Raw genomic sequence first — 21,233 nt, forward strand, 5'->3', positions numbered from 1 at the left:
CCAATCGCGGCTAGGGTGAAATTGACGCCTTCGACGTCTCGGGCCGAACGCAGCGATCGAGAGGACTCTTCCCGTGGCACGCATTGGTGAAACCGCCGATCTGCTGAAGTGCTCTTTCTGTGGCAAGAGCCAAAAGCAGGTCAAGAAGCTCATCGCAGGTCCGGGTGTCTACATCTGCGACGAGTGCATCGACCTCTGCAACGAGATCATCGAGGAGGAGCTCGCCGAAGGTGCTGAGCTCAGTCTGGGTGAGCTGCCCAAGCCGCAAGAGATCTACGACTTCCTCAATGGCTACGTGATCGGCCAGGACGGCGCCAAGAAGTCGCTCGCCGTCGCGGTCTACAACCACTACAAGCGTGTGCAGTCGCAGGCATCCAGCAGCCGCGGCAAGGACGACCAGGTCGAGCTCGCCAAGTCCAACATCCTGCTCGTCGGTCCTACCGGTTGCGGCAAGACCTACCTCGCGCAGACGCTTGCCCGGATGCTCAACGTGCCCTTCGCGATTGCCGATGCCACTGCCTTGACCGAGGCCGGCTATGTCGGTGAAGACGTCGAGAACATCCTGCTCAAGCTGATCCAGGCCGCTGACTACGACGTCAAGAAGGCCGAGACGGGCATCATCTACATCGACGAGGTCGACAAGATCTCCCGCAAGAGCGAAAACCCATCGATCACCCGAGACGTCTCCGGTGAAGGTGTGCAGCAGGCGCTGCTCAAGATTCTTGAGGGCACGACCGCCTCCGTGCCGCCGCAGGGCGGCCGCAAGCATCCGCACCAGGAGTTCATCCAGATCGACACGACCAACGTGTTGTTCATCGTCGGCGGAGCCTTCGCCGGACTCGACCAGATCATCGAGCAGCGCGGCGGCAAGGTGAGCCTCGGGTTCAATCCCGGCAACGCCGAGATCGGCAAGCTCAAGGACGAGCCGTCCAAGCTCTACTCCAAGGTGCTGCCCGAGGACCTGTTGAAGTTCGGCTTGATCCCCGAGTTCATCGGCCGACTCCCGGTCATCGCTGCTGTCGACAACCTCGACAAGGACGCGCTCGTCGCGATCCTCACGACTCCGCGCAACGCGCTGACCAAGCAGTACGTCCGCCTGTTCGAGATCGACGGCGTCGAGCTCGAGTTCAGCACCGATGCCTGCGATGCGATGGCCGAGCTGGCTCTGACACGTGGCACAGGTGCTCGCGGGCTCCGTTCGATCATCGAGGCTGTGCTCGAACCGGTGATGTATGAGATTCCGAGCCGTGATGACGTAGCAAAGGTGATCGTGACGGAGCAGACCGTTGCTGGCACCGAGGGTCCGACGATTCTTACCCACGACGAAGTGGCCAAGAAGGCGTCCTAGCCCAGGAACGACGTTCGAAGGGCTAGACGCCTGAAAGGAAGATGCTTGTGGCAACCGCCGATCTCGCACTTCTGGGGGCGACCGGGTTCACCGGCTCCCTGACCGCTGACTACCTCGGCGCAAACCTCCCGGTGGGCTCCAATTGGGCCATCGCGGGTCGCAACAAGGACAAGCTGAAGGCGATTGCCGAGCGCATTGAGGGCAACGGCGGCATCCGTCCGCACATCCTCGAGGCCGATGTCGCCGATGAGCTGTCGATGGCGGCCCTCGCTGCACAGACGCGGGTTCTGATCACCACTGTTGGCCCCTACATCAAGCATGGCGAGGCCGCCGTCAAGGCGTGTGCCGAGGCGGGCATCGCGTATGTCGATCTGACCGGTGAGCCGGAGTTCGTCGACAAGATGTGGCTCAAGTACAACGACATCGCCGAGAAGAGCGGCGCCCGCATCATCCACGCGTGCGGGTTCGACTCGATTCCGTACGACCTCGGCGTCCTTTACACCGTTCAACAGCTTCCCGAGGGCGTGCCGCTCTCGGTCAAGGGTTACATCCGCGCTGGTGGTGGCCCTTCGGGCGGCACCTACCACTCGGCGATCGGCGCGTTCTCTCGCGTGCGCCAGGCTGGCAAGACCGCTGCCGAGCGCAAGAAGGCCGAGGGTCGGCCGCGGGGTCGTCGGATCAAGGGCTCGGGCAAGATCGGCCGCGGAGCAGACGGCAACGGCTGGGCGCTGCCACTTCCCACAATCGATCCTCAGATCGTGCTGCGGTCCGCCCGTGCACTTGAACGCTATGGACCGGAATTCACCTACTCACACTTCGCGCAGTTCAAGCGGCTGCCGATGATGGTCGGCACCGTGGTGGGCGGCGGAGTGTTGCTGGCCGGCTCGCAGCTGAGCCTGACCCGCAACCTGCTGCTAAAGCTCAAGGATCCGGGAGACGGTCCTGACGAGGCCAAGCGTGCGTCGTCGTGGTTCAAGCTGCGCCTGATCGGCGAGGGCGGCGGCAAAACCGTCACGACCCAGGTGAGCGGCGGCGACCCCGGCTACACCGAGACATCCAAGATGCTCGGGGAGGCTGCAATGTGCCTGGCGTTCGACACCCTTCCGAAGGTGTCGGGTCAGACGACCACGGCAGTTGCGATGGGCGATGTGCTGATCAAGCGGCTCCAGGCTGCCGGCATCACTTTCGAGACGCTGTAGGACACGCCCTACGCCTCTGCCAGTACGACCTCAACCGAGAGGTGCTCGATCGTTTCGGGGACGAGTGACAGCTCGCCGGTGACCTTGCCGGCTGCGCGTACGTCGTCCAACGCGTGCGCGAGTGCGTCGAGCTGATCCTGTGGTCCCCGAACCGTGACGAGAGTCGCCTCGGTCTTCTGGCTGACCTTGGCGGTCGACTTGGCGCCGCGGATGCCCGCGAGAACGGTCGCGGCGGCCGCAAGTAGCGCAGCATCATGCGAAGTGGTCGTCAGGTCAGCGTCGTTGACTGGCCAGTTGGAGCGGTGGATCGAGCCTTCCTGCCACCACGACCAGACCTCTTCGGTCACGTACGGCAGGAACGGCGCGAGAAGGCGGAGCTGCACGGACAGGGCGAGCACGAAGGCAGCCTTGGCGGACTTGCCTCCGGCATCGTCGCGGCGCGAGCGCTCCTTGACGAGCTCAAGGTAGTCGTCGCAGAACTCCCAGAAGAACTTCTCAGTGACCTCGAGAGCAGTCGCGTAGTCGAGCTCATCGAAGCGAGCTGTCGCCTCGTCGACGACGAGACGGAGGCGCTGGAGCATGGCCTGGTCGAGCGGTTCAGTGACGAGTGACGCGTCGAGGAAGGCGCCGTCGGCGCCGAGACCGTACTGCTCCTCGGGAGCCAGCACGAACTTGCTCGCGTTGAGCACCTTCATCGCGAGACGGCGTCCGACCTTCATCTGCGTCTCGTCGAACGGCGAGTCAGTGCCGGGACGTGCGCCGGCAGCGCGCCAACGCACGGCGTCAGCACCGTACTTGCTGATGATCTCGTCGGGCACGACAACATTGCCCTTGGACTTGCTCATCTTCTTGCGGTCGGGGTCGACAACGAATCCGGAGATCGCTGCGTTGCGCCACGGAGCGACACCGTGCTCGAGGTGTGAGCGGACCACCGTCGAGAACAGCCAGGTGCGAATGATGTCGTGAGCCTGGGGGCGCATGTCCATCGGGAAGGTTCGCTCAAACAGATCGTTATCGGTTTCCCAGCCGCAGGCGATCTGCGGCGACAGCGAGGACGTTGCCCAAGTGTCGAGGACGTCGGGATCGGCGATGAAGCCACCGGCCTCGCCGCGCTGTGACTCCTCGAAGCCGGGAGGCGCTTGAGCTGCGGGGTCGACGGGAAGCGATGCCTCGTCAGCGAGGATTGGCGAGTCGTATTCGGGCTCACCGTTGGCGTCGAGGCGGTACCAGACCGGGAACGCGACGCCGAAGAACCGCTGACGCGAGACGAGCCAGTCACCGTTGAGTCCGTCGATCCAGTTGGTCAGTCGCGACTGCATGTACTTGGGGACCCAGTTGATCTCATCGCCGCGGGCAACCAGCGCCTGGCGCAGGTCTGCGTCGCGGCCGCCGTTGGTGATGTACCACTGGCGGGTCGAGACGATCTCGAGCGGCTTGTCGCCACGCTCGTAGAAGTTGGCCATGCGCTGGGTGGGCTTGGGCTCGCCGTCCAGGTCGCCGGTCCCACGGAGTGCGGCGACGGTGAGCTCGCGGGCGGTAAAGGTCGTCTTGCCGACGATCTCTGCGTAGCGCTCTTTGCCCTCTGCGTCGGTGATCCAGTCGCCCGCGTCGGCGAGGATCCGTCCATCGCGGCCGATGATCGTACGGTTGGGAAGCTGCAGCTCACGCCACCAGATGACGTCGGTCAGGTCACCGAAGGTGCAGCACATCGCGATGCCTGCACCTTTGTCCATCTCGGCGGCAGGATGTGCCACGACCGGGATCTCGACGTCATACAAAGGGGAGCGGACTGTGGTGCCGAAGAGCGGCTTGTAGCGGTCATCCTCGGGGTGCGCGATCAAGGCAACGCAGGCTGCGAGCAGCTCTGGTCGGGTCGTCTCGATGTAGACCGGGCCATCCGCGCCGTGGAAGGCGACGCGGTGGTAGGCGCCGGGGTACTCGCGCGCCTCCAGCTCAGCCTGGGCGACTGCCGTCTGGTCGGTGACGTCCCAGAGGGTCGGCGCGTCCTGCTGGTAGGCCTCGCCGCGGGCGACGTTGCGCAGGAATGCGCGCTGGGCGACGGTGCGGGACTCGTCGCCGATTGTCGTATACGTCTGCTTCCAGTCGACACTGAGGCCGAGGGTGCGCCAGAGCTGTTCGAAGACCTTCTCGTCCTCGATCACGAGCTTGTTGCAGAGCTCGATGAAGTTCTGTCGACTGACGGGCACCTGACGCTTGGGGTCGGGCTCTGTCGGCGGGGTGTAGTCCGGCTCGTACGGCAGTGATGGATCGCAGCGCACGCCGAAGTAGTTCTGGACGCGGCGCTCGGTCGGCAGGCCGTTGTCGTCCCAGCCCATCGGATAGAACACTTCCTTGCCCCGCATGCGCTGGTAGCGCGCGATGAGGTCGGTGTGCGTGTAGGAGAACACGTGCCCGACGTGCAGCGAACCCGAAACGGTGGGCGGGGGAGTGTCGATCGAGAAGACTTCGTCCCGCGTCTTGGTGCGGTCGAATGTGTAGGTGCCCTGCGAAACCCAGCGCGCGGTCCACGTGGCTTCCAAGCCTTCGAGGACGGGCTTCTCGGGAACGCCCAACGGCGAGGAACTAGTCACAACAGGCAAGTCTAAATGGCGACGTCGCGGGCCACCGTGGTGACCCGCGACGTCTGGGAGCTGACTAGACCGTGACCTTGGACTCGATCAGGTCGTCACCGGCTGTTCCCTCGGGCACATCGTCCTTGGCGGCGAGCTTGCTCGGCCACCAGATCTTCTTGCCGATGTCGAGGTTGAGCGCGGTGACCAGAACCGATCGAACGATGATCGTGTCGAGCAGAACACCGACGGCCACAGCAAATCCGAGCTCGGCGAGGAACACGATCGGCAGCGTTGCGAGCGCCGCGAACGTGCCGGCGAGCACGAATCCGGCTGATGTGATGACGCCTCCCGTCGCAGCAAGTCCGATCAGGGCGCCTCGGCGGGTGCCGAACTTCAACGCTTCCTCGCGGACTCTCGTCATCAGGAAGATGTTGTAGTCAATTCCCAGTGCCACGAGGAACACGAAGATGAACAACGGAAGTGACGAGTCAGCACCTTCGAACCCGAAGACGTACTTGAACACCAGGCCACTGATGCCGAGTGCCGCGGCGAACGACACCACGACCGTCAGCAGAAGGATCACCGGGGCGGCGATCGACCGCAGCAACACGGCGAGCACCAGAAGCACCACGACCAGGATGATCGGGATGATCAACAGGTTGTCCTCGGCAGAGGCTTCCTGCACGTCCTTGTTGACGGCTGTGTAACCGCCCACGAGTGCGTCGGCTCCGTCGACGGCATGGGCGGCATCTCGGGCCCGGTCGATCGTGTCGTACGCGTCCTGCGAGTCCGGCGCGGAGTTGAGCGTCGCCTCGAAGTAGGTCGTGCCTCCAGCGGCACCCTTCTCGACGACGGACTTCGGGTCGAGACCCTCGACACCCTGCAGTGCGTTGAGGACTGCTGGCGCCTGCGCGGTGTTGGCCACTGCGGCGACCGGGCTTCCGGCACCTCCGGGGAAGTGCTCGGCGAGCTTTGCCTCGGCCACGACCGACGGCTGCTCCTTGGTGAAGCTGTCTTCGTTGCTGAGGCCGTTGGCACCGAGTTGCGTGATACCGAATCCGAGTCCGACGAGGATCAGGGTCGTGGTCACCCAGACCGCACGAGGTCGCTTGGCGATGCGCTGGCCGGTCCGGGCCCAGATGCCCTTCTCGGCCTTGATCGGGTCACCGAAGCGCGGAACGAACGGCCAGAAGATCCAACGACCGACAATGACGAGCAGCGCCGGCAGCAACGTCATCATGATGAGCAGCGCTACGGCGATACCCGCGGCGCCGACCGGACCCAGCCCGGCAGTGGAGTTCATCTGGGCGAACATCAGGCACAGCAGGCCGATGATCACGGTCGCACCACTCGCGAGGATGGCCGGAGCAGCACGGTGCAGGGCGTGCGCCATCGCCTCATGGCGGTCCTCGTAGTTGTGCAGTTCTTCGCGATAGCGAGCCACCAGCAACAGGGCATAGTCGACCCCTGCACCGAGCACCAGGACGCTCAGGATGCCAGCGCTCTGCCCGTTGACAGTCAAATCGGCGTACTTGGCCAACAGGTAGACGACGCCCTGCGCGGGCAGCACGGCACCCATCACGCCGACCACCAGGAACAGGATGGCGAGCTGGAGGCTGCGGTAGGTGATCAGCAGGATGATGAAGACGATCCCGACCGCGGAGTACAGCAGGACACCGTCAATGCCCTCGAATGCCTTGGCCTGATCGGCTCCAAGAGCCGCCGGGCCAGCAAAACTGACTTCCAGCCCACCGGTGTTCTTGTTCGCAACTGCGCGGATGTCATCCATGAGACCGGGCAGCTTGTCCCAGCCGTCGTCGCCCATGTGCAGGGTCGGGATCACCTGAAGGGCTTTGCCGTCCTCGGAGGGAATCGGCCCGACAACATCGTCGCTGACGGAGCTGACCTCCTTGAAAGCCTCGACATCCGCAGTTGCCTTGGCCAGGTCGTCGGGCGTGATGCCAGAGTCGCGGGCGTAGAGAATCACGGCTGGCACGGCATCAGGGTCGGCGAATTGCTCAGACTGGTTGATCACCTTGGTCGACTCGGCGCTCCCGGGGAGCCACGAGCTGATGTCGTTCTCCTGGACGCTGGTGAGCTTGGGGCCGAGCGTGAAGCCGACACCGCCGATGAACAAGAGTGAGAGAACCAGGATGACCCATTTGGTCCAGTGATGGGTGACCCATCCGGCAATGTTGCGGTTCATGAAAAAGCTCCTCGTGGCGAGCGAAGTTTGGTCGTGATTTCGGTGGTCTCATCATGCCGGAACTGACCGACAGTTTCGCTATCGGTGTCGACCCTGAGACCTCCCCTGAGCGATGCGATACTGGGCGGCAATGACACCCACGTATGCCGAGGTCGAACGGGCACTCCTTGGTCGCTGGCCCGAGACCCGACTCGAACCTTCCCTCGACCGCATCGCGGCGCTGTGCAGGCTGCTGGGCGACCCCGAACACGCCTATCCCGTGATCCACCTGACGGGTACGAACGGCAAGACCTCGACGAGCCGGATGATCGACACTCTGTTGCGTGCACTCGACCTGCGTACAGGCCGGTTCACCAGCCCTCACCTGCAGTCGATGACCGAGCGCATTGTGCTCGACGGTGAACCGCTGTCGGAGCAGCTGTTCGTCGACGCATTTGCCGACGTCGCCGCGTACGCGCAGATCGTCGACGACTCGTCAGAGCACCCGCTCTCATACTTCGAGATGATGGTCGCGATGGCGTTCGCAGCCTTCGCCGATGCACCCGTTGACGCGGCAGTCATCGAGGTCGGCATGGGCGGCTCGTGGGACGCGACCAACGTCGCCGACGGTCAGGTCGCCGTGGTGACGCCGATCGGGGTCGACCACGCCAGTTACCTCGGCGATCGTCCTGAAATCATCGCCGTGGAAAAGGCCGGCATTATCAAGGCCGGATCGCACGCCGTGATCGCCCAGCAGGAGCAGGACGTGCTCGACGTGCTGATGCGACAAGTACTCGACGTCGGCGCGATTGCGCTGCATGAAGGCAACGACTTCGGAGTCACCAATCGAGCAACGGCACTCGGCGGCCAGCAGATCTCGCTGCAGGGCATCAGCGCTCAGTACACCGACATCTTCCTGCCGCTGCACGGTGCACATCAGGCGCACAACGCCGCGTACGCGCTGGCAGCTGTCGAGGCCTTCACCGGCAGCAAGCAGCTTGACGAAGAACTCGTACGTGATGCGTTTGCGCAGGTCACGTCCCCCGGCCGGCTCGAGGTCGTACGCCGGAGTCCCACCGTGCTGCTAGATGCTGCGCACAACCCACACGGCGCTCGCGCGACAGTCGAGGCCGTGCAGGATGCCTTCTCGTTCAGCCCGCTCATCGGCGTCGTCGGCGTGATGGCCGACAAGGACGTCGAGGAGATGCTGAGGATCTTCGACCCCGTGATGGCCGAGATCATCTGTACGCAGAACAGCACCCCGCGATCGATGTCAGCGATGGACCTGGCCGAGATAGCCGAAGACATCTTTGGTGCCGAGCGCGTCACTGTGGTGGCTCGTCTCGACGATGCCTTGGAGCGCGCCGTGCTGATGGCCGACGCAGCCGAGGGCTATGACGATGCAATCGGCAGCGGTGGCGTACTCGTCACTGGCTCCGTGATCACGGTCGGTGAGGCGCGCACGCTGTTCGGCGGCGGAATCTCGTGAGCGGGCTCTGGTCATGAGAGGGATGTGTGCGGCCATGCTGTCGCTCGAGGCCATCATCCTTGCCCTCGCTGTGCCGGTGATGATCTCGGTCGAGGATGTGTCCACGCCGTTGGCGTTGACCCTCGGTCTCGGCCTGGCTGCGTTGTGCCTGCTCACGGCTGGCGCGTTGCGTCGTCCCGAGGCGTACGTCGTCGGGCATCTCATACAGGTCGGCGCGATCTGCCTGGGCTTCCTTGTACCAGTCATGTTCTTCGTGGGCGCGATGTTCGCTGCCCTGTGGTTCGGCGCATACTTCTTGGGACGCAAGATCGAGGCAGACAAGGCGCGATGGGCCGCTGAAGCAGAAGGTGGGTCAGGCGCAACCTGAGCAGGTGTCATCTGGCCGAGGCCGGGTTAGTGTCGTGGGATGGTCCGAGTTCTGGCAGTTGCCGACGAGGAGCTCCCCACAGCGCACTCGCGGGTGCTGGACATGCAGGTCGACCTCGTACTCGCGGCCGGTGACCTGCCGTGGGACTACCTCGAGTCGATCGTCGCGTCGCTCGGCGTCCCAGCCGCATACGTCCCCGGCAATCACGATCCGGCGATTCGACAGGGCGCAGCACCGAGCGGCATGGTCAGTGTCGACGAGCAGGTCGTCAGCGTCGCAGGGTTGCGCATCGCCGGGTTGGGTGGGTGTGTGCGTTACAACGACGGGCATCATCAGTACACGCAGAAGGAGTACGACCAGCGTGCTCGGCTGCTCCTCAAGAGCGCTCAGGGACCTGTCGACGTCCTTCTGACCCACGCGCCACCACTCGGTCTCGGCGACGAGCCTGATCCTTCTCACCTCGGCATCGCGGCGCTGCACAAGGTCATTCAGGAGCTCCGCCCCACATGGCACCTGCACGGCCACATCCACCCATATGGGATGCACAAGCCGGATCGGCAGCTTGGGTCCACGACGATCCGCAACGTCATCCCGTGGCAGGTGCTGGAGGTCGAGCGGTCGGCGGTCGCAGCGGGAGGGACTATCTGATGGCCAGCAGCTCAGGGTCGCCGCGGGTGGACGCGGAGAGTGACTTCATGAAGGCGCGCCGCCACCAAGTGCTCTCTGGGCTTGCTGCGCGGCTCCGCAATGACGCAGAGGACGTTGTGCAGTCGATGTCATTCGACGAAGTCGTCGACGCGCTGGGCCGCAAGGCCGAGAACTACGTCGGCACCAGGGTCATCCCGCTCGACGCGATTGTCGGATCGGTCGACAAGGTGCGCGACTTCGATCGCCGCTTCCGGCCGACATCTGCGGTCAGCAGACAACGCTGGGAGAAGCTCGCGCGCGCCAGCAGAACGGGGGAGATCATCCCTCCGATCGACGTCTTCCAGATCGGCGACTACTACTTCGTACGCGACGGACATCACCGCGTCTCGGTGGCGCGGAGTCTGGGGGTCAAGCTCATCGAGGCACGCGTCACAGCGATCGAAACGTTCCTGGCCCCGGTCGGTATCGATGCGCGTGCAGATCTCGAGCTCAAGTTCTGGCGACGGCTCATGCTGCAGCGGGTCCCGTTCACGGGTGAGGCGCGAGCGGCTGTGGCCGTCAACGATCCCGCTGAGTACGGCGAGATCGCTGAGGCCGTCGAGGCGTGGGCGACTCGCACGATGCAGTCTGAGGGTGCCTACATGGATCGCGAAACCATGGCAGCGCGCTGGTACGCCGAGGAGTTCGTGCCGGTCGTCGCGATGATCGACGAAGCGGGCGTACGCGGTGAAGGCGAACGACCCGCCGAGGCGTACGTGCGCGTGGCATGCGAGCGCTATCGGCTAATCCGTGAGCACGAGTGGAACGCCGAAGTCCTGGCAGCCGTGAAAGCCAAAAGCAAGAAGAAGCGCTGATCCCCGCAATTTGTGACGCCCACGGCGTCATCGTGCTGCGGATACGCCTTGGGCGTCACAAATCGTGGCCGCTGAGTCCTACAAGCCGACGGTCAGGTTGTCTCCGCTGGTCGGGTCGAACAGGTGCATCTTGTCGGTGTCGATGAACAACGTCGCGTCGTCGTCTTCCTTGATCTGACTGTCTGAGTCGAGTGACACGACGAGCTGGGTCCGCAGGGAGTCGCTGTCTGACTCACGCGCGAGTTCCTTGAGCTGGTCCTGGACCTTGGCCTCGGCTTCATAGGGCACGTAGGCGTACTGCTGGTCGCCGAGCCATTCCTTGACGTCGATGCGCGCCTTGAAAGTACGCTTCGGGTCCGCTGATCCGGACTTCATGACCGAGGCGTCCTCGAAGTGGTCGGGCCGGATGCCGGCCATCAGGAGTCCCTTGCCGGCAGCCTTCTCGGCCTTGGCCTGGGGCATCGGGAACGTGCCGAACGGCAGGGTGACCTGATCGCCCTCGACCGTCGCGGGCAGGAAGTTCATCGGCGGCGAGCCGATGAAGCCAGCGACGAAGAGGTTGACGGGCTGTTCATACAGCTCGCGAGGAGTGGCGAGCTGCTGCAGGACGCCACGCTTCATGACGGCCACCCGGTCACCAAGCGTCATGGCCTCGGTCTGGTCGTGGGTGACATAGACCGTGGTGATCCCGAGACGCTTTTGCAGGCGGGCGATCTCGGTACGCATCTGACCGCGGAGCTTGGCGTCGAGGTTGGACAGTGGCTCGTCGAACAGGAACGCCTTCGCTTCGCGCACGATGGCTCGGCCCATCGCAACTCGCTGGCGCTGGCCACCCGAGAGGTTGGCCGGCTTGCGCTGGAGGTGTTCGTCGAGGTCGAGCGTCTTGCTCGCCTCGCGAACCTTCTCGTCGATCTCCTTCTCAGGTCGCTTGGCGAGGCGGAGCGGGAACGCGATGTTCTCGTAGACCGTGAGGTGCGGGTAGAGCGCGTAGTTCTGGAAGACCATCGAGAGGTTGCGGTCCCGCGGTGCCAGATCGTTGACGCGGTCGCCGCCGATCACCATGTCGCCCGAGGTGATGTCCTCCAAGCCCACAATCATGCGGAGCAGGGTCGACTTGCCGCAGCCGGAGGGTCCGACCAGGATCATGAACTCTCCGTCGGCGACATCGATACTGACGTCGTTCACGGCCGGGAATCCGTCGCCGTACTTCTTGACGATGTTCTTCATTTCGATGGCAGCCATGGATCAACCCTTCACTGCGCCGGCGGTCAGGCCGGCGACAATCTTGCGCTGGAAGAACAGGACGAGAACGACAATCGGGACAGTGGCGACCACGGCTCCGGCGGCCAACAGCGATGCTGGTCGGTTGAACGGGTCGGCTCCGACGAAGAACGACAGAGCCGCGGGTATGGGGCGGGCGCTCTCCGTCGAGGTGAGCGAGATGCCGAAGACGAAGTCGTTCCACGCGAAGAAGAACGTCAGGATCGCCGCGGTGAACACGCCGGGAGCGGCGAGCGGCACGATCACCTTGCGGAACGCCTGCCACGAGGTCGCTCCGTCGACTTGGGCCGCCTGCTCCATCTCCCACGGGATCTCGCGGAAGAACGCCGAAAGGGTCCAGATCGCGAGGGGAAGGGTGAACGACATGTAGGGGATGATCAGTCCGATCCAGGTGTCGTAGATGCCGATGGTGCGCCACATGTCGAACAGTGGGCCGACGAGTGACACGACGGGGAACATCGCGATCACGAGCGCCGTGGTCAGCACGAACTTCTTGCCCTTGAACTCGAGCCGCGCGATGGCATACGCCGCGAGCGTCGCCAGGATCACAGAGAGGACAGTCGCGATAAGTGAGATGCCGATCGAGTTGAAGATCGCCCGACCGAACTGGTCGTCCTGGATCACGTCCTTGTAGTTCTGCCAACCGGCGCCGCTGCCGTCCGCCGGGAAGAACCCAGGGCTGCCATTCGTGACGGCTTCCTGCGACTTGAACGACAGCGAGATGATCCAGGCCACTGGCAACAGGCACCAGACAAGGATCAGCAGGACGCCGACGGAGGTGCCGATCTTGGACTTGAGGTCGCTGGTCATGTCAGCCCTCCTGCCGTGCGTCGGCGAGATTGACCTTGAACAGCTTGACGATCACGTAGGCCACGACCAGTACCGACAGGAACAGCAGCACCGACAGCGCTGAGCCGATGCCCAGCTGGAACTGCTCGATCACCTGTCTGTAGGTCAGGAACGAGATCGACTCGGTTGCGTTGGCACCAGCAGTCATGACGAAGATGTTGTCGAAGATGCGGTAGGCGTCGAGTGCTCGGAAGAGCACGGCGACCATGATCGCCGCCCGCATGTTGGGGAGGATCACCTTGTAGAGCCGCTGCCACCACGTCGCCCCATCGACCTTGGCGGCCTCGAGCATGTCATTGGACACTTGCGCGAGCCCGGCCAACAACAGCAAAGACATGAAGGGTGTCGTCTTCCAGATCTCCGACGCCATGATCGCGATGAGCGACGAGTTGCGTTCGGCGAACCAGTTGAAGTCATCGCCGATGAACGGCAACCAGCCGTTGACGAAGCCATTCGTGTTGGAGAACGCGAACTGCCACGCGAAGCCGGAGACCACGGTGATGACGCCGTAGGGGATCAGGATTGATGTACGGATGACGCCGCGGGCGAAGATCACCTTGTGCATCACCATCGCGAAGGCGAAGCCGATCACGAGCTCGAACGCCACCGTGATGATCATGATCGCGACGGTGGTGACTGTGTCTCTCCAGAACAGGCCGTCACTCAATGCCGTCCCATAGTTGGCGAGTCCTACGAACGTACGGTCGTCGGGCGCGGTGAGTGAGTAGTCGAACAGTGAGAGGTACAGCGCTCGCAGCATCGGAAACGCCGTGACGAGCAACATCAGCACAAGGGCTGGGGCGACCAGCTTGCGTGCCAACCTTCCTTCCGCGCGGGACCGGTCGGAGTCGGGCGGAGCCTGGGGTGCGGTTGCCGTACTCAAAGGAGTGCCTTTCCGCTCAGGACGGCTTTGAGGAACGCCGCGGACTTGGCCGGTGTGCTGGGGCCGACGGATGTGGGGGAGTGCCACCGAGACTGCACAGCACTCGAGATCTGGCTGTAGAACGCGCTCTTGGGTCGCGGGCCGCCGGAGTCGACGCTCTGGCTGAACAGCGCAAGCAGATCAGCGGGGTAAGCCTTCGCGAGCTCGGCCGAGTCATACACCGACTGACGCGATGGCATCAGCCCTTCATTGACGGCCAGAGCCGTCTGAGCCTTGGCATCCGTGACGCAGACAGCCGCGGCCTGGGCGAAGTCGAGGTGCTTGGAGTAGGCGCCGACTCCGATGTCGATGCCACCGATCGGTGGCTTGGACTCTTCACCCTCGACCGTCTGCGGATAGCGAGCCCAGCCAAGGTCCTCAAAGCCTGCTTTGTCCTTCGGGCCACCCGGTTTGCCGATGAGTCCTTCGTAGTTCTTGTACACGAAGGTCCAGTTGGTCATGAACTCGCCGGCCCCGTCTGCGGGGAACATCTGACCGAGGCTGGTGCCCTCGTTGGAGGTGGAGAAGTCTGGCTGCGCAGCGGGGGAGTCTGCAAGTTTCCGGATGATCGCCGCCGCCTGCTTGCCGGCCTCGGAGTCGATCGTGACCTTGGCGTCGCGGCCGTCCTCGACCGTCGAGGGATCAAGGATGTTCCCGCCGGCGCCCTGGATCAGCGCGTTGATCCACACGACGTAGGCCTCGTACTTGTTGGCTTGCACGCCGACCGTCGCGTCGTTCTCGGATGCTGCGTCGATGACCTGGTCCCAGGTCACGGGTTTGGTCATGTCGAGTCCGGCTGCCTCGGCGAGCGAGCGGCGGTACCAGACCACTTGGGTGTTGGCCCACTGCGGAGCCGCGACGACCTTGTCGTCCCACAGAACGGTCTCGGCTGCGCCCTTGAGCACGTCGTCGTCCAGCACCTTGTTGGCGAGATCTCCCTCGAAGGGCGCCAGCCATTTGGCATTGGCGAACTCCGGCACGAACACCGGGTCGAGGCTCATCAGATCAGTCGAGCTGTCCTTGGCGGCCAGGCGGCGGGCGAGCTGCGTACGTTGGTCTGTCGCGCTGGCAGGTAGCAGCTGGATCTTGATGCTGTAGTCGTCGGTGCTGCAGTCCTTGGCCAGCTGGTTGAGCGTGACCTGACCATCCGGGTTGATGTACCAATTGAGCGTCGGTTTGCCACCGCCGCCACCGCATGCGGCAAGCACACTCGCTGCGAGCGTCACACCTACGACGCCAGTCACGATCCTTCTGAGCGGACCCAAGGCCATTGCTTCCCCCAAACCACGCCCCCAAAGCAGACCGCGTTGGTGACGCGGGTCACAGAGGCATTTCGAACGTAGCCCTGGTGCGAAGAGACCGCAACCGCTCGGGTCAGACTTTCAGCCAGACGGTCTCGTCTGACGCAATCGGCGCACCAACTGCCCTGGGCTGGCTTGACGCAAGGACAGTCGATCCGTCGGCGAGGGGCAGCGGGACGGCGCCGAGATTGGCGAGGACGGCGACCGGTCCGACTGTGAACGCGATGACATCGTCGGGATATCCGTCGGTCCAGGCCAAGGTGCTCACTCCGAGTCGGAGTTCGCGTCTGAGACTCAGAAGAGTCTTGTAGAAGTCCAGAGTCGAGCCGGTCACGGTTCGCTGCTGGTCAACGGCGAGGGCGCTGTATGAGGGCGGCTGGGGCAACCACGCTGAGCTGCCTGGACCGAAGCCGTACGACGGAGCGCCGCGCTCCCACGGTATTGGCACGCGACAGCCATCCCGCCCGCGAACGCTGCGCCCAGAACGTTCCCATGTGGGATCTCGGATGGCCTCATCAGGCACTACCGCGTCGGGAAGTCCCAGTTCCTCACCTTGATAGAGGTACGCGGATCCGGGCAGAGCCAGCATCACCGCGGTGGCGGCACGGGCACGGCGAAGGCCGAGCTCGGCGTCCGGCTGTTCGTCGTCGGGACCGACTCCGTCGGTGTTGACCCGCACGGTCGCGTCGCGTCGGCCGAGCCGGGAGGCGTGACGCATTACGTCGTGATTCGAGAGGACCCATGTCTGGGGTGCGCCGACAGACTCGGCCTGCGCCAGCGATTCGGACACGGAGTGGCGTAGCGCCTCGGCGTTCCACGGAGTCATCAGGAAGTGGAAGTTGAACGACTGGTGCAGCTCGTCTCTCCGTACGTACCGGGCCAGCGCTTCGGGCGGCTCGACCCAGGCCTCGGCGCACAGCAGCCGGTCGCGGTCCTCGCCCCGCACTGCGTACGAGTCGACCAGTTGACGCCAGCTGCGATAGATCTCGTGGACGCCGGGCTGGTCCCACATCGGCTGTGACGCGGTGATGTCGCGCGTTTGGTCGTAGGGGAGGTCGGCGTCTGGCAGGCCATCAGCTTTGACGAGCCCGTGCGCGACGTCGATCCGGAAGCCATCGACTTCGCGATCCAGCCAGAATCGAAGGACGGATTCCATCTCTTCGCGGACTTCGGGATTGGTCCAGTCGAAGTCGGGTTGGGACGTGTCGAACAGGTGGAGATACCACTGGCCGGGGGATCCGTCGGGCTCGGTGATGCGGGTCCAGGCGGGGCCGCCGAACCAGCTCTCCCAGTTGTTTGGAGGGATCACGCCGTTGTCGCCCCGACCGTCGCGGAACACGTACCTCGCGCGTTCCGGACTGCCCGGTGAGGCAGCCAACGCATCGCGGAACCACGTGTGCTCGTCAGACGAGTGGTTGGGGACGATGTCCACGATCACGCGGAGCCCGAGGTCATGCGCCTGCTCGAGCATGACGTCGAAGGCAAGCAGGTCGCCATACGAGGGATCGACTGCGCGGTGGTCCGCGACGTCGTAGCCCCCGTCGCGTTGCGGTGACGTGTAGAACGGCGAGAGCCACACTGCATCGACCCCGAGCTCGGCCAGATACGAGAGGCGCGCCGTGATACCAGCGAGGTCACCGATCCCGTCTCCATCAGAGTCAGCGAACGATCGCGGGTAGATCTGGTAGACCACCGCGTCGCGCCACCAGGGGGTGATGGTCATAGTCGCTCCCTCCGCGTCGCACAGTAGGTTACGAGCATGGCTCAACGCACTCTTGTCCTGATCAAACCCGATGCCGTTCGCCGCGGTCTGGTGGGTGAAGTCCTGTCCCGCTTCGAGGCCAAGGGCCTCAGCATCGTGGCGATGGAGCACCGCTCGATCGACGCAGCCCAGGCTGACGCGCACTACGCCGAGCACACGGAGCAGCCGTGGTACCCGCCCCTGCGCGAGTTCGCTGTCTCAGGACCGCTGGTGTCCCTCGTTCTCGAAGGTGACGAAGCGATCGCAGTCGTCCGTCTGCTCAACGGTGCCACGGATGGCCGTCAGGCCGCCCCGGGCACCATTCGCGGCGATCTCTCGCTCTCCAACCGCGAGAACCTCGTCCACGCGTCTGACTCCGAGGAGTCGGCGACCCGCGAAATCGCTCTCTGGTTCCCCGAACTGTCATGACCTCCCTCGGCGTTCTCGGTACCGGCATCGTCGGACGTACGCTCGCAGCCCGTCTTGCTGAGCTCGGCGTCGACGTCATGGTCGGCGCGCGTTCTGCCGACTCGGAGAGCCTCCAGACTTTCGGCGCCCTCGGTGTGAAGACTGGCTCATTCGCTGATGCTGCCGCCCACGCGGACGTCATCATCAACGCGACCAACGGGAGTCATTCGCTCGCAGCTCTCGAGAGCGCCGGAGCCCAGGTGCTTGCTGGCAAGACCCTGATCGACGTATCCAATGAGCTCGAGCCGGTCGACGGCGGATTCCCCAAGCCACTCGCTTCGGCCGACGACTCCTTGGGTCAGCGCATCCAGGCGGCGTTTCCCGATCTTTACGTCGTGAAGTCGCTCAACACCATGAACTGCACTGTCATGGCGGATCCGTCGACCGTTCCCGGTGATCACGTCGTGTTCCTCAGCGGTGACGACGCTGGCGCGAAGGACCGTACGCGCGAGCTGCTCACCCTGATGGGTTGGCGCCCCGCGCAGATGATCGACCTGGGTGGCATCGACACGGCGGCCGCCGTCGAGATGACGATGTCGCTCTGGATCCGTGTCACGGTCGCGCGCGGCACCGATGCGCCGCCGTTCAACTGGGCGATCAACAGCCAGGACACGCCCTAGCTGTAGGTGGGCTGTCGCAGGTGGTGGCTGACCTCGTGGAACTGGCCGCGTACGTCCTCTGGCAGCCAGATGACGTGGTTGGAGACTGATGCCAGGTCGACGTCCTCCTCGAGCGTCGCGACGTCGACGACCTGGCGCGGGTAGTCACGCTCGCGCTCTTCGAACTCGAGCAATGAGATGCGAACCGTGACGCCGAACGGGTTGGGGTTGACGAGGCCAATTCCCCAGAAATCCTCTGGCACGTCCGTCGCCTTCTGGTCGAGGTCGATCATCACGCTCCGGATGTCGGCCTCAAGGGCTGGATGATCGATCTCCTCAACCTCGGCGAGAGTGACGTCGATGACGCGAACGTCACGGGCACCGGGTCCGTCGAAACGCAGGATGTCGCGCAGCGTGCCACCTGCGGGGAGCAGAGGTCCGCCTCGGTGTGAGCCGTGCACCGTCTGGGTGACGACGTTGGGCAGCTCGCGGCCCCAGATGTCGCGGGTCGTGAACGCCAGAGTCGGCAGCACCGAGACGTCGGTGTGGTTCTCGACCGTCAGGACCTGATCGGGGCCACCGTCGGTAGCGACCGGCACGTACTTGATCGAGAACGGACGCTTGGTGCGAGATCGGCGGGCCACACCGGAAATCCTAGGTGGCGATGCCAGTTACCCTTGATGCCATGTCCGTCGAGTCACTCTTTCCCCGCCTGGAGCCGCTGTTGCCGTCCGTCGGCAAGCCGATTCAGTACGTCGGCGGCGAGCTCAACGCGACGACCAAGCCCTGGGACTCAGCCAAGGTGCGCTGGGCGCTGATGTACCCCGACGCGTACGAAGTCGGCCTGCCCAACCAGGGTGTGCAGATCCTGTACGAAGTGCTCAATGAGCGCGACTGGATCCTGGCCGAGCGGACGTACGCGGTGTTCTCCGACATGGAGAAGGTGATGCGTGACAACGACATACCGCAGTTCACCGTCGACGCACACCGACCCGTCAAGGCGTTCGACCTGCTCGGCCTCTCGTTCTCGACGGAGCTCGGCTACACCAACATGCTCACGGCACTCGATCTCGCCGGTATCCCGCTGCATGCGGTCGACCGCGGTGACGACGACCCGCTCGTGCTGGCCGGCGGCCACTCGGCGTTCAACCCCGAGCCGATCGCCGACTTCCTCGACGCAGCCGTTCTCGGCGATGGCGAGGAGATCGTTCTCGCAATCAGCGAGGTCGTGCGCGAGTGGAAGGACGAAGGTCGTCCCGGTGGCCGCGACGAGGTGCTGATGCGTCTCGCCAAGTCCGGCGGCGTCTACGTACCCAAGTTCTACGACGTCACCTACCTGCCCGATGGTCGCATCCAGCGCGTCGTGCCCAATCGCCCCGGTGTCCCATGGCGCATTGCCAAGCACACGCTGATGGACCTTGACTCGTGGCCGTACCCCAAGAACCCGCTGGTCCCGCTCGCCGAGACGGTCCACGAGCGGTTCAGTGTCGAGATCTTCCGCGGCTGCACGCGTGGTTGTCGCTTCTGCCAGGCAGGCATGATCACGCGGCCCGTACGCGAGCGCTCGATCGAGGGCATTGGTGCGATGGTGCAAACCGGTCTCGACAAGACCGGTTTCGAAGAGGTCGGACTGCTGTCGCTGTCGAGCGCCGACCACACCGAGATCGGCGAGGTCGCCAAGCAGCTGGGTGACCGCTACGAGGGCACCAACACCTCGCTGTCGCTGCCGTCAACCCGCGTCGACGCCTTCAACATCACGCTCGCCAACGAGTTCAGCCGCAACGGACGCCGCTCGGGCCTGACGTTCGCCCCCGAGGGTGGCAGCGAGCGGCTCCGCAAGGTCATCAACAAGATGGTGACCGAGGAAGATCTGATCCGTACCGTCGCCGCTGCCTACTCGCACGGCTGGCGCCAGGTGAAGCTCTATTTCATGTGCGGCCTTCCGACCGAGACCGACGAAGACGTCATGCAGATCGGCGAGCTCGCGAAGCGCGTGATCCAGACAGGCCGCGAGGTCTCGGGTCGCAACGACATCCGCTGCACCGTCTCGATCGGAGGGTTCGTGCCCAAACCGCACACGCCGTTCCAGTGGGCCAGCCAGCTCGATCACGAGACAACCGACGAGCGGCTCAAGAAGCTCCGCGACGAGGTGCGCGCCGATCGCAAGTATGGCAAGGCGATCGGGTTCCGCTATCACGATGGCAAGCCCGGAATCATCGAAGGACTGCTGTCCCGAGGCGACCGTCGCGTCGGCAAGATCATCGAAGCCGTATGGCGCGATGGCGGCCGTTTCGACGGCTGGAGCGAGCACTTCTCGTACGACCGCTGGGCCACCCAGACCGAAGAGGTCCTTGCGGGCGAGCCGATCGATCTCGACTGGTACACGGTCCGCGAGCGCGAGTACGCCGAAGTACTCCCGTGGGATCACCTCGACGCCGGACTCGACCGTGACTGGCTGTGGGAGGACTGGCAGGACTCCCTCAACCCTGATGGCGCCCTCGAGGTCGAGGACTGCCGCTGGACCCCGTGCTTCGACTGTGGCGTGTGCCCGCAGATGGACACCGAGATCCAAATCGGCCCCACTGGCAAGACGCTGCTCCCGCTCAGCGTTGTATGAGCACCTCACTGCCGGCCGACGGCAGCGAGCACAGAGTTGAACGCTTCTTTGAGGCGAACCCAGAAGGTCTCGTACTTTTTCGTGCCGTCGAGGTCGCGGTCGCGGAGATCGGTGCGGTTGAGGCTCGTGTGACCAAGAGCCAGATTGCGTTCCGCCGTCGGAAGGCGTTTGCGTTTGTTTGGTGTCCCGGTCAGTACGTGTCAAGCGATGTGCCTGCAGTCCTGTCCATCGCACTGCCGCGATTGGTCAGCTCCGATCGATTTAGGGAGGTGGCGCATCCTTCGAACAACGTGTGGATGCATCACCTTGAGCTGCGCGATTCGGCCCAGGTCGATGACGAGGTTCGGGAGTGGCTCGCCGAGGCATATCAAGCGGCGAGATGATCTCAGCCTCCGCTGAGGCTGTTGCCCTGAAGGCTCTAAGACATCCGCGTCTGAGTGAGGTACCTCAGACGTACTTCTGAGGTAGGACCCAAGCAGAAGTTAGGGCACATGTCCGATGTGCGGGCTCTACCTCAGCGACGAATGTAGGTCATGTCAGCAAGACCTCTGAAAGGGAAAAGACATGATCACCGAATACATCGCACAGCAGGAGATCCACAACCGTGAGCGTGAGCTCGTCACCGCCGCCGAGCGTCGTCGCGTTGCTGCAGAGCGGGTTGCAGCCGAGAAGTTCAACGGCGACCGTCTCGCACTGATGGCACACATCGCCCGTCAGGCTCGCGCCACCCGCGCGGTCGCCCACCCGGCCGTTTGATGGCCTGTAAGGAACTCCCCTCCAACCACTGAAGTT

At 64.1% G+C, this 21,233-nt stretch carries 19 protein-coding genes; 11 read left to right on the forward strand and 8 right to left on the reverse strand.

Going from position 1 to position 21,233, the window contains the following annotated elements:
* Positions 1-73 precede the first annotated feature (73 nt).
* Entirely contained in the window at positions 74-1,348 is a 1,275-nt protein-coding gene (clpX, locus tag V6M39_RS06635) for an ATP-dependent Clp protease ATP-binding subunit ClpX (RefSeq protein WP_332642974.1), read from the forward strand.
* A 47-nt stretch (positions 1,349-1,395) separates the two neighbouring features.
* Positions 1,396-2,547 carry a saccharopine dehydrogenase family protein gene (locus tag V6M39_RS06640; protein ID WP_332642975.1) on the forward strand — a complete coding sequence of 384 codons (1,152 nt, stop codon included), beginning with the start codon at positions 1,396-1,398 and terminating at the stop codon, positions 2,545-2,547.
* An 8-nt stretch (positions 2,548-2,555) separates the two neighbouring features.
* On the opposite strand, the gene valS is transcribed toward V6M39_RS06640, so the two are convergent.
* Both valS and V6M39_RS06650 read right to left on the reverse strand, forming a co-directional pair.
* On the reverse strand, positions 2,556-5,138 hold the full coding sequence (gene valS, locus V6M39_RS06645) for a valine--tRNA ligase (RefSeq protein WP_332642976.1): 2,583 nt from the start codon (positions 5,136-5,138) through the stop codon (positions 2,556-2,558).
* A gap of 64 nt (positions 5,139-5,202) precedes the next feature.
* Positions 5,203-7,326, reverse strand: coding sequence for an MMPL family transporter (locus V6M39_RS06650; RefSeq protein WP_332642977.1), 2,124 nt, complete (start codon positions 7,324-7,326; stop codon positions 5,203-5,205).
* Positions 7,327-7,456: 130 nt separating this feature from the next.
* Between V6M39_RS06650 and V6M39_RS06655 the strand changes: the two genes are divergently transcribed.
* From V6M39_RS06655 to V6M39_RS06670, 4 genes are read left to right on the forward strand one after another with little or no spacing between them, the layout of a single operon-like run.
* Complete coding sequence (locus V6M39_RS06655) at positions 7,457-8,794, forward strand: bifunctional folylpolyglutamate synthase/dihydrofolate synthase (protein ID WP_332642978.1); 1,338 nt, start codon at positions 7,457-7,459, stop codon at positions 8,792-8,794.
* A gap of 13 nt (positions 8,795-8,807) precedes the next feature.
* Positions 8,808-9,161 carry a DUF4233 domain-containing protein gene (locus V6M39_RS06660; RefSeq protein ID WP_332642979.1) on the forward strand — a complete coding sequence of 118 codons (354 nt, stop codon included), beginning with the start codon at positions 8,808-8,810 and terminating at the stop codon, positions 9,159-9,161.
* 39 nt (positions 9,162-9,200) lie between these two features.
* A complete protein-coding gene (locus V6M39_RS06665) occupies positions 9,201-9,809 on the forward strand; it encodes a metallophosphoesterase family protein (protein WP_332642980.1) in 609 nt (202 codons plus the stop codon).
* A gap of 47 nt (positions 9,810-9,856) precedes the next feature.
* Positions 9,857-10,663, forward strand: a complete 807-nt coding sequence (locus V6M39_RS06670) for a ParB N-terminal domain-containing protein (protein ID WP_332642981.1) — start codon at positions 9,857-9,859, stop codon at positions 10,661-10,663.
* A 78-nt stretch (positions 10,664-10,741) separates the two neighbouring features.
* Here V6M39_RS06670 and V6M39_RS06675 read toward each other — a convergent pair whose 3' ends face one another.
* The 5 genes from V6M39_RS06675 to V6M39_RS06695 all read right to left on the reverse strand — a co-directional run bounded on the left by V6M39_RS06675 (position 10,742) and on the right by V6M39_RS06695 (position 16,739).
* Entirely contained in the window at positions 10,742-11,905 is a 1,164-nt protein-coding gene (locus V6M39_RS06675; protein WP_332642982.1) for an ABC transporter ATP-binding protein, read from the reverse strand.
* Between the two features lie 3 nt (positions 11,906-11,908).
* On the reverse strand, positions 11,909-12,754 hold the full coding sequence (locus V6M39_RS06680; RefSeq protein ID WP_332642983.1) for a carbohydrate ABC transporter permease: 846 nt from the start codon (positions 12,752-12,754) through the stop codon (positions 11,909-11,911).
* 1 nt (position 12,755) lies between these two features.
* Positions 12,756-13,613 (reverse strand): carbohydrate ABC transporter permease, encoded by an 858-nt coding sequence (locus V6M39_RS06685; RefSeq protein ID WP_332642984.1) that lies wholly within the window; start codon positions 13,611-13,613, stop codon positions 12,756-12,758.
* Positions 13,614-13,672: 59 nt separating this feature from the next.
* Positions 13,673-14,959, reverse strand: a complete 1,287-nt coding sequence (locus V6M39_RS06690) for an extracellular solute-binding protein (RefSeq protein WP_332642985.1) — start codon at positions 14,957-14,959, stop codon at positions 13,673-13,675.
* A 130-nt stretch (positions 14,960-15,089) separates the two neighbouring features.
* Complete coding sequence (locus V6M39_RS06695) at positions 15,090-16,739, reverse strand: glycoside hydrolase family 13 protein (protein ID WP_332642986.1); 1,650 nt, start codon at positions 16,737-16,739, stop codon at positions 15,090-15,092.
* Positions 16,740-16,775: 36 nt separating this feature from the next.
* On the opposite strand from V6M39_RS06695, the gene ndk reads away from it, so the two are divergent.
* Positions 16,776-17,186: a nucleoside-diphosphate kinase gene (ndk, locus tag V6M39_RS06700; protein WP_309968482.1), complete on the forward strand. Its 411-nt coding sequence runs from the start codon at positions 16,776-16,778 to the stop codon at positions 17,184-17,186.
* Positions 17,183-17,845, forward strand: coding sequence for an NADPH-dependent F420 reductase (locus V6M39_RS06705; protein WP_332642987.1), 663 nt, complete (start codon positions 17,183-17,185; stop codon positions 17,843-17,845). Before ndk ends, V6M39_RS06705 begins: the two co-directional genes overlap by 4 nt.
* Here V6M39_RS06705 and V6M39_RS06710 read toward each other — a convergent pair.
* A complete protein-coding gene (locus V6M39_RS06710; protein WP_332642988.1) occupies positions 17,842-18,468 on the reverse strand; it encodes a hypothetical protein in 627 nt (208 codons plus the stop codon). The two genes, V6M39_RS06705 and V6M39_RS06710, sit on opposite strands and share 4 nt — an antisense overlap.
* Before the next feature lie 41 nt (positions 18,469-18,509).
* Between V6M39_RS06710 and V6M39_RS06715 the strand changes: the two genes are divergently transcribed.
* From V6M39_RS06715 to V6M39_RS06725, 3 genes are all read left to right on the forward strand, one after another.
* Positions 18,510-20,441 carry a TIGR03960 family B12-binding radical SAM protein gene (locus V6M39_RS06715; protein WP_332642989.1) on the forward strand — a complete coding sequence of 644 codons (1,932 nt, stop codon included), beginning with the start codon at positions 18,510-18,512 and terminating at the stop codon, positions 20,439-20,441.
* Positions 20,438-20,824 carry a DUF5655 domain-containing protein gene (locus V6M39_RS06720; RefSeq protein ID WP_332642990.1) on the forward strand — a complete coding sequence of 129 codons (387 nt, stop codon included), beginning with the start codon at positions 20,438-20,440 and terminating at the stop codon, positions 20,822-20,824. The genes V6M39_RS06715 and V6M39_RS06720 overlap by 4 nt, the downstream gene beginning before the upstream one ends.
* Positions 20,825-21,005: 181 nt before the next feature.
* Positions 21,006-21,197, forward strand: coding sequence for a hypothetical protein (locus V6M39_RS06725; protein ID WP_332642991.1), 192 nt, complete (start codon positions 21,006-21,008; stop codon positions 21,195-21,197).
* Positions 21,198-21,233 lie beyond the last annotated feature (36 nt).

This window comes from Aeromicrobium sp. (assembly GCF_036675695.1).
Lineage (GTDB): Bacteria > Actinomycetota > Actinomycetes > Propionibacteriales > Nocardioidaceae > Aeromicrobium.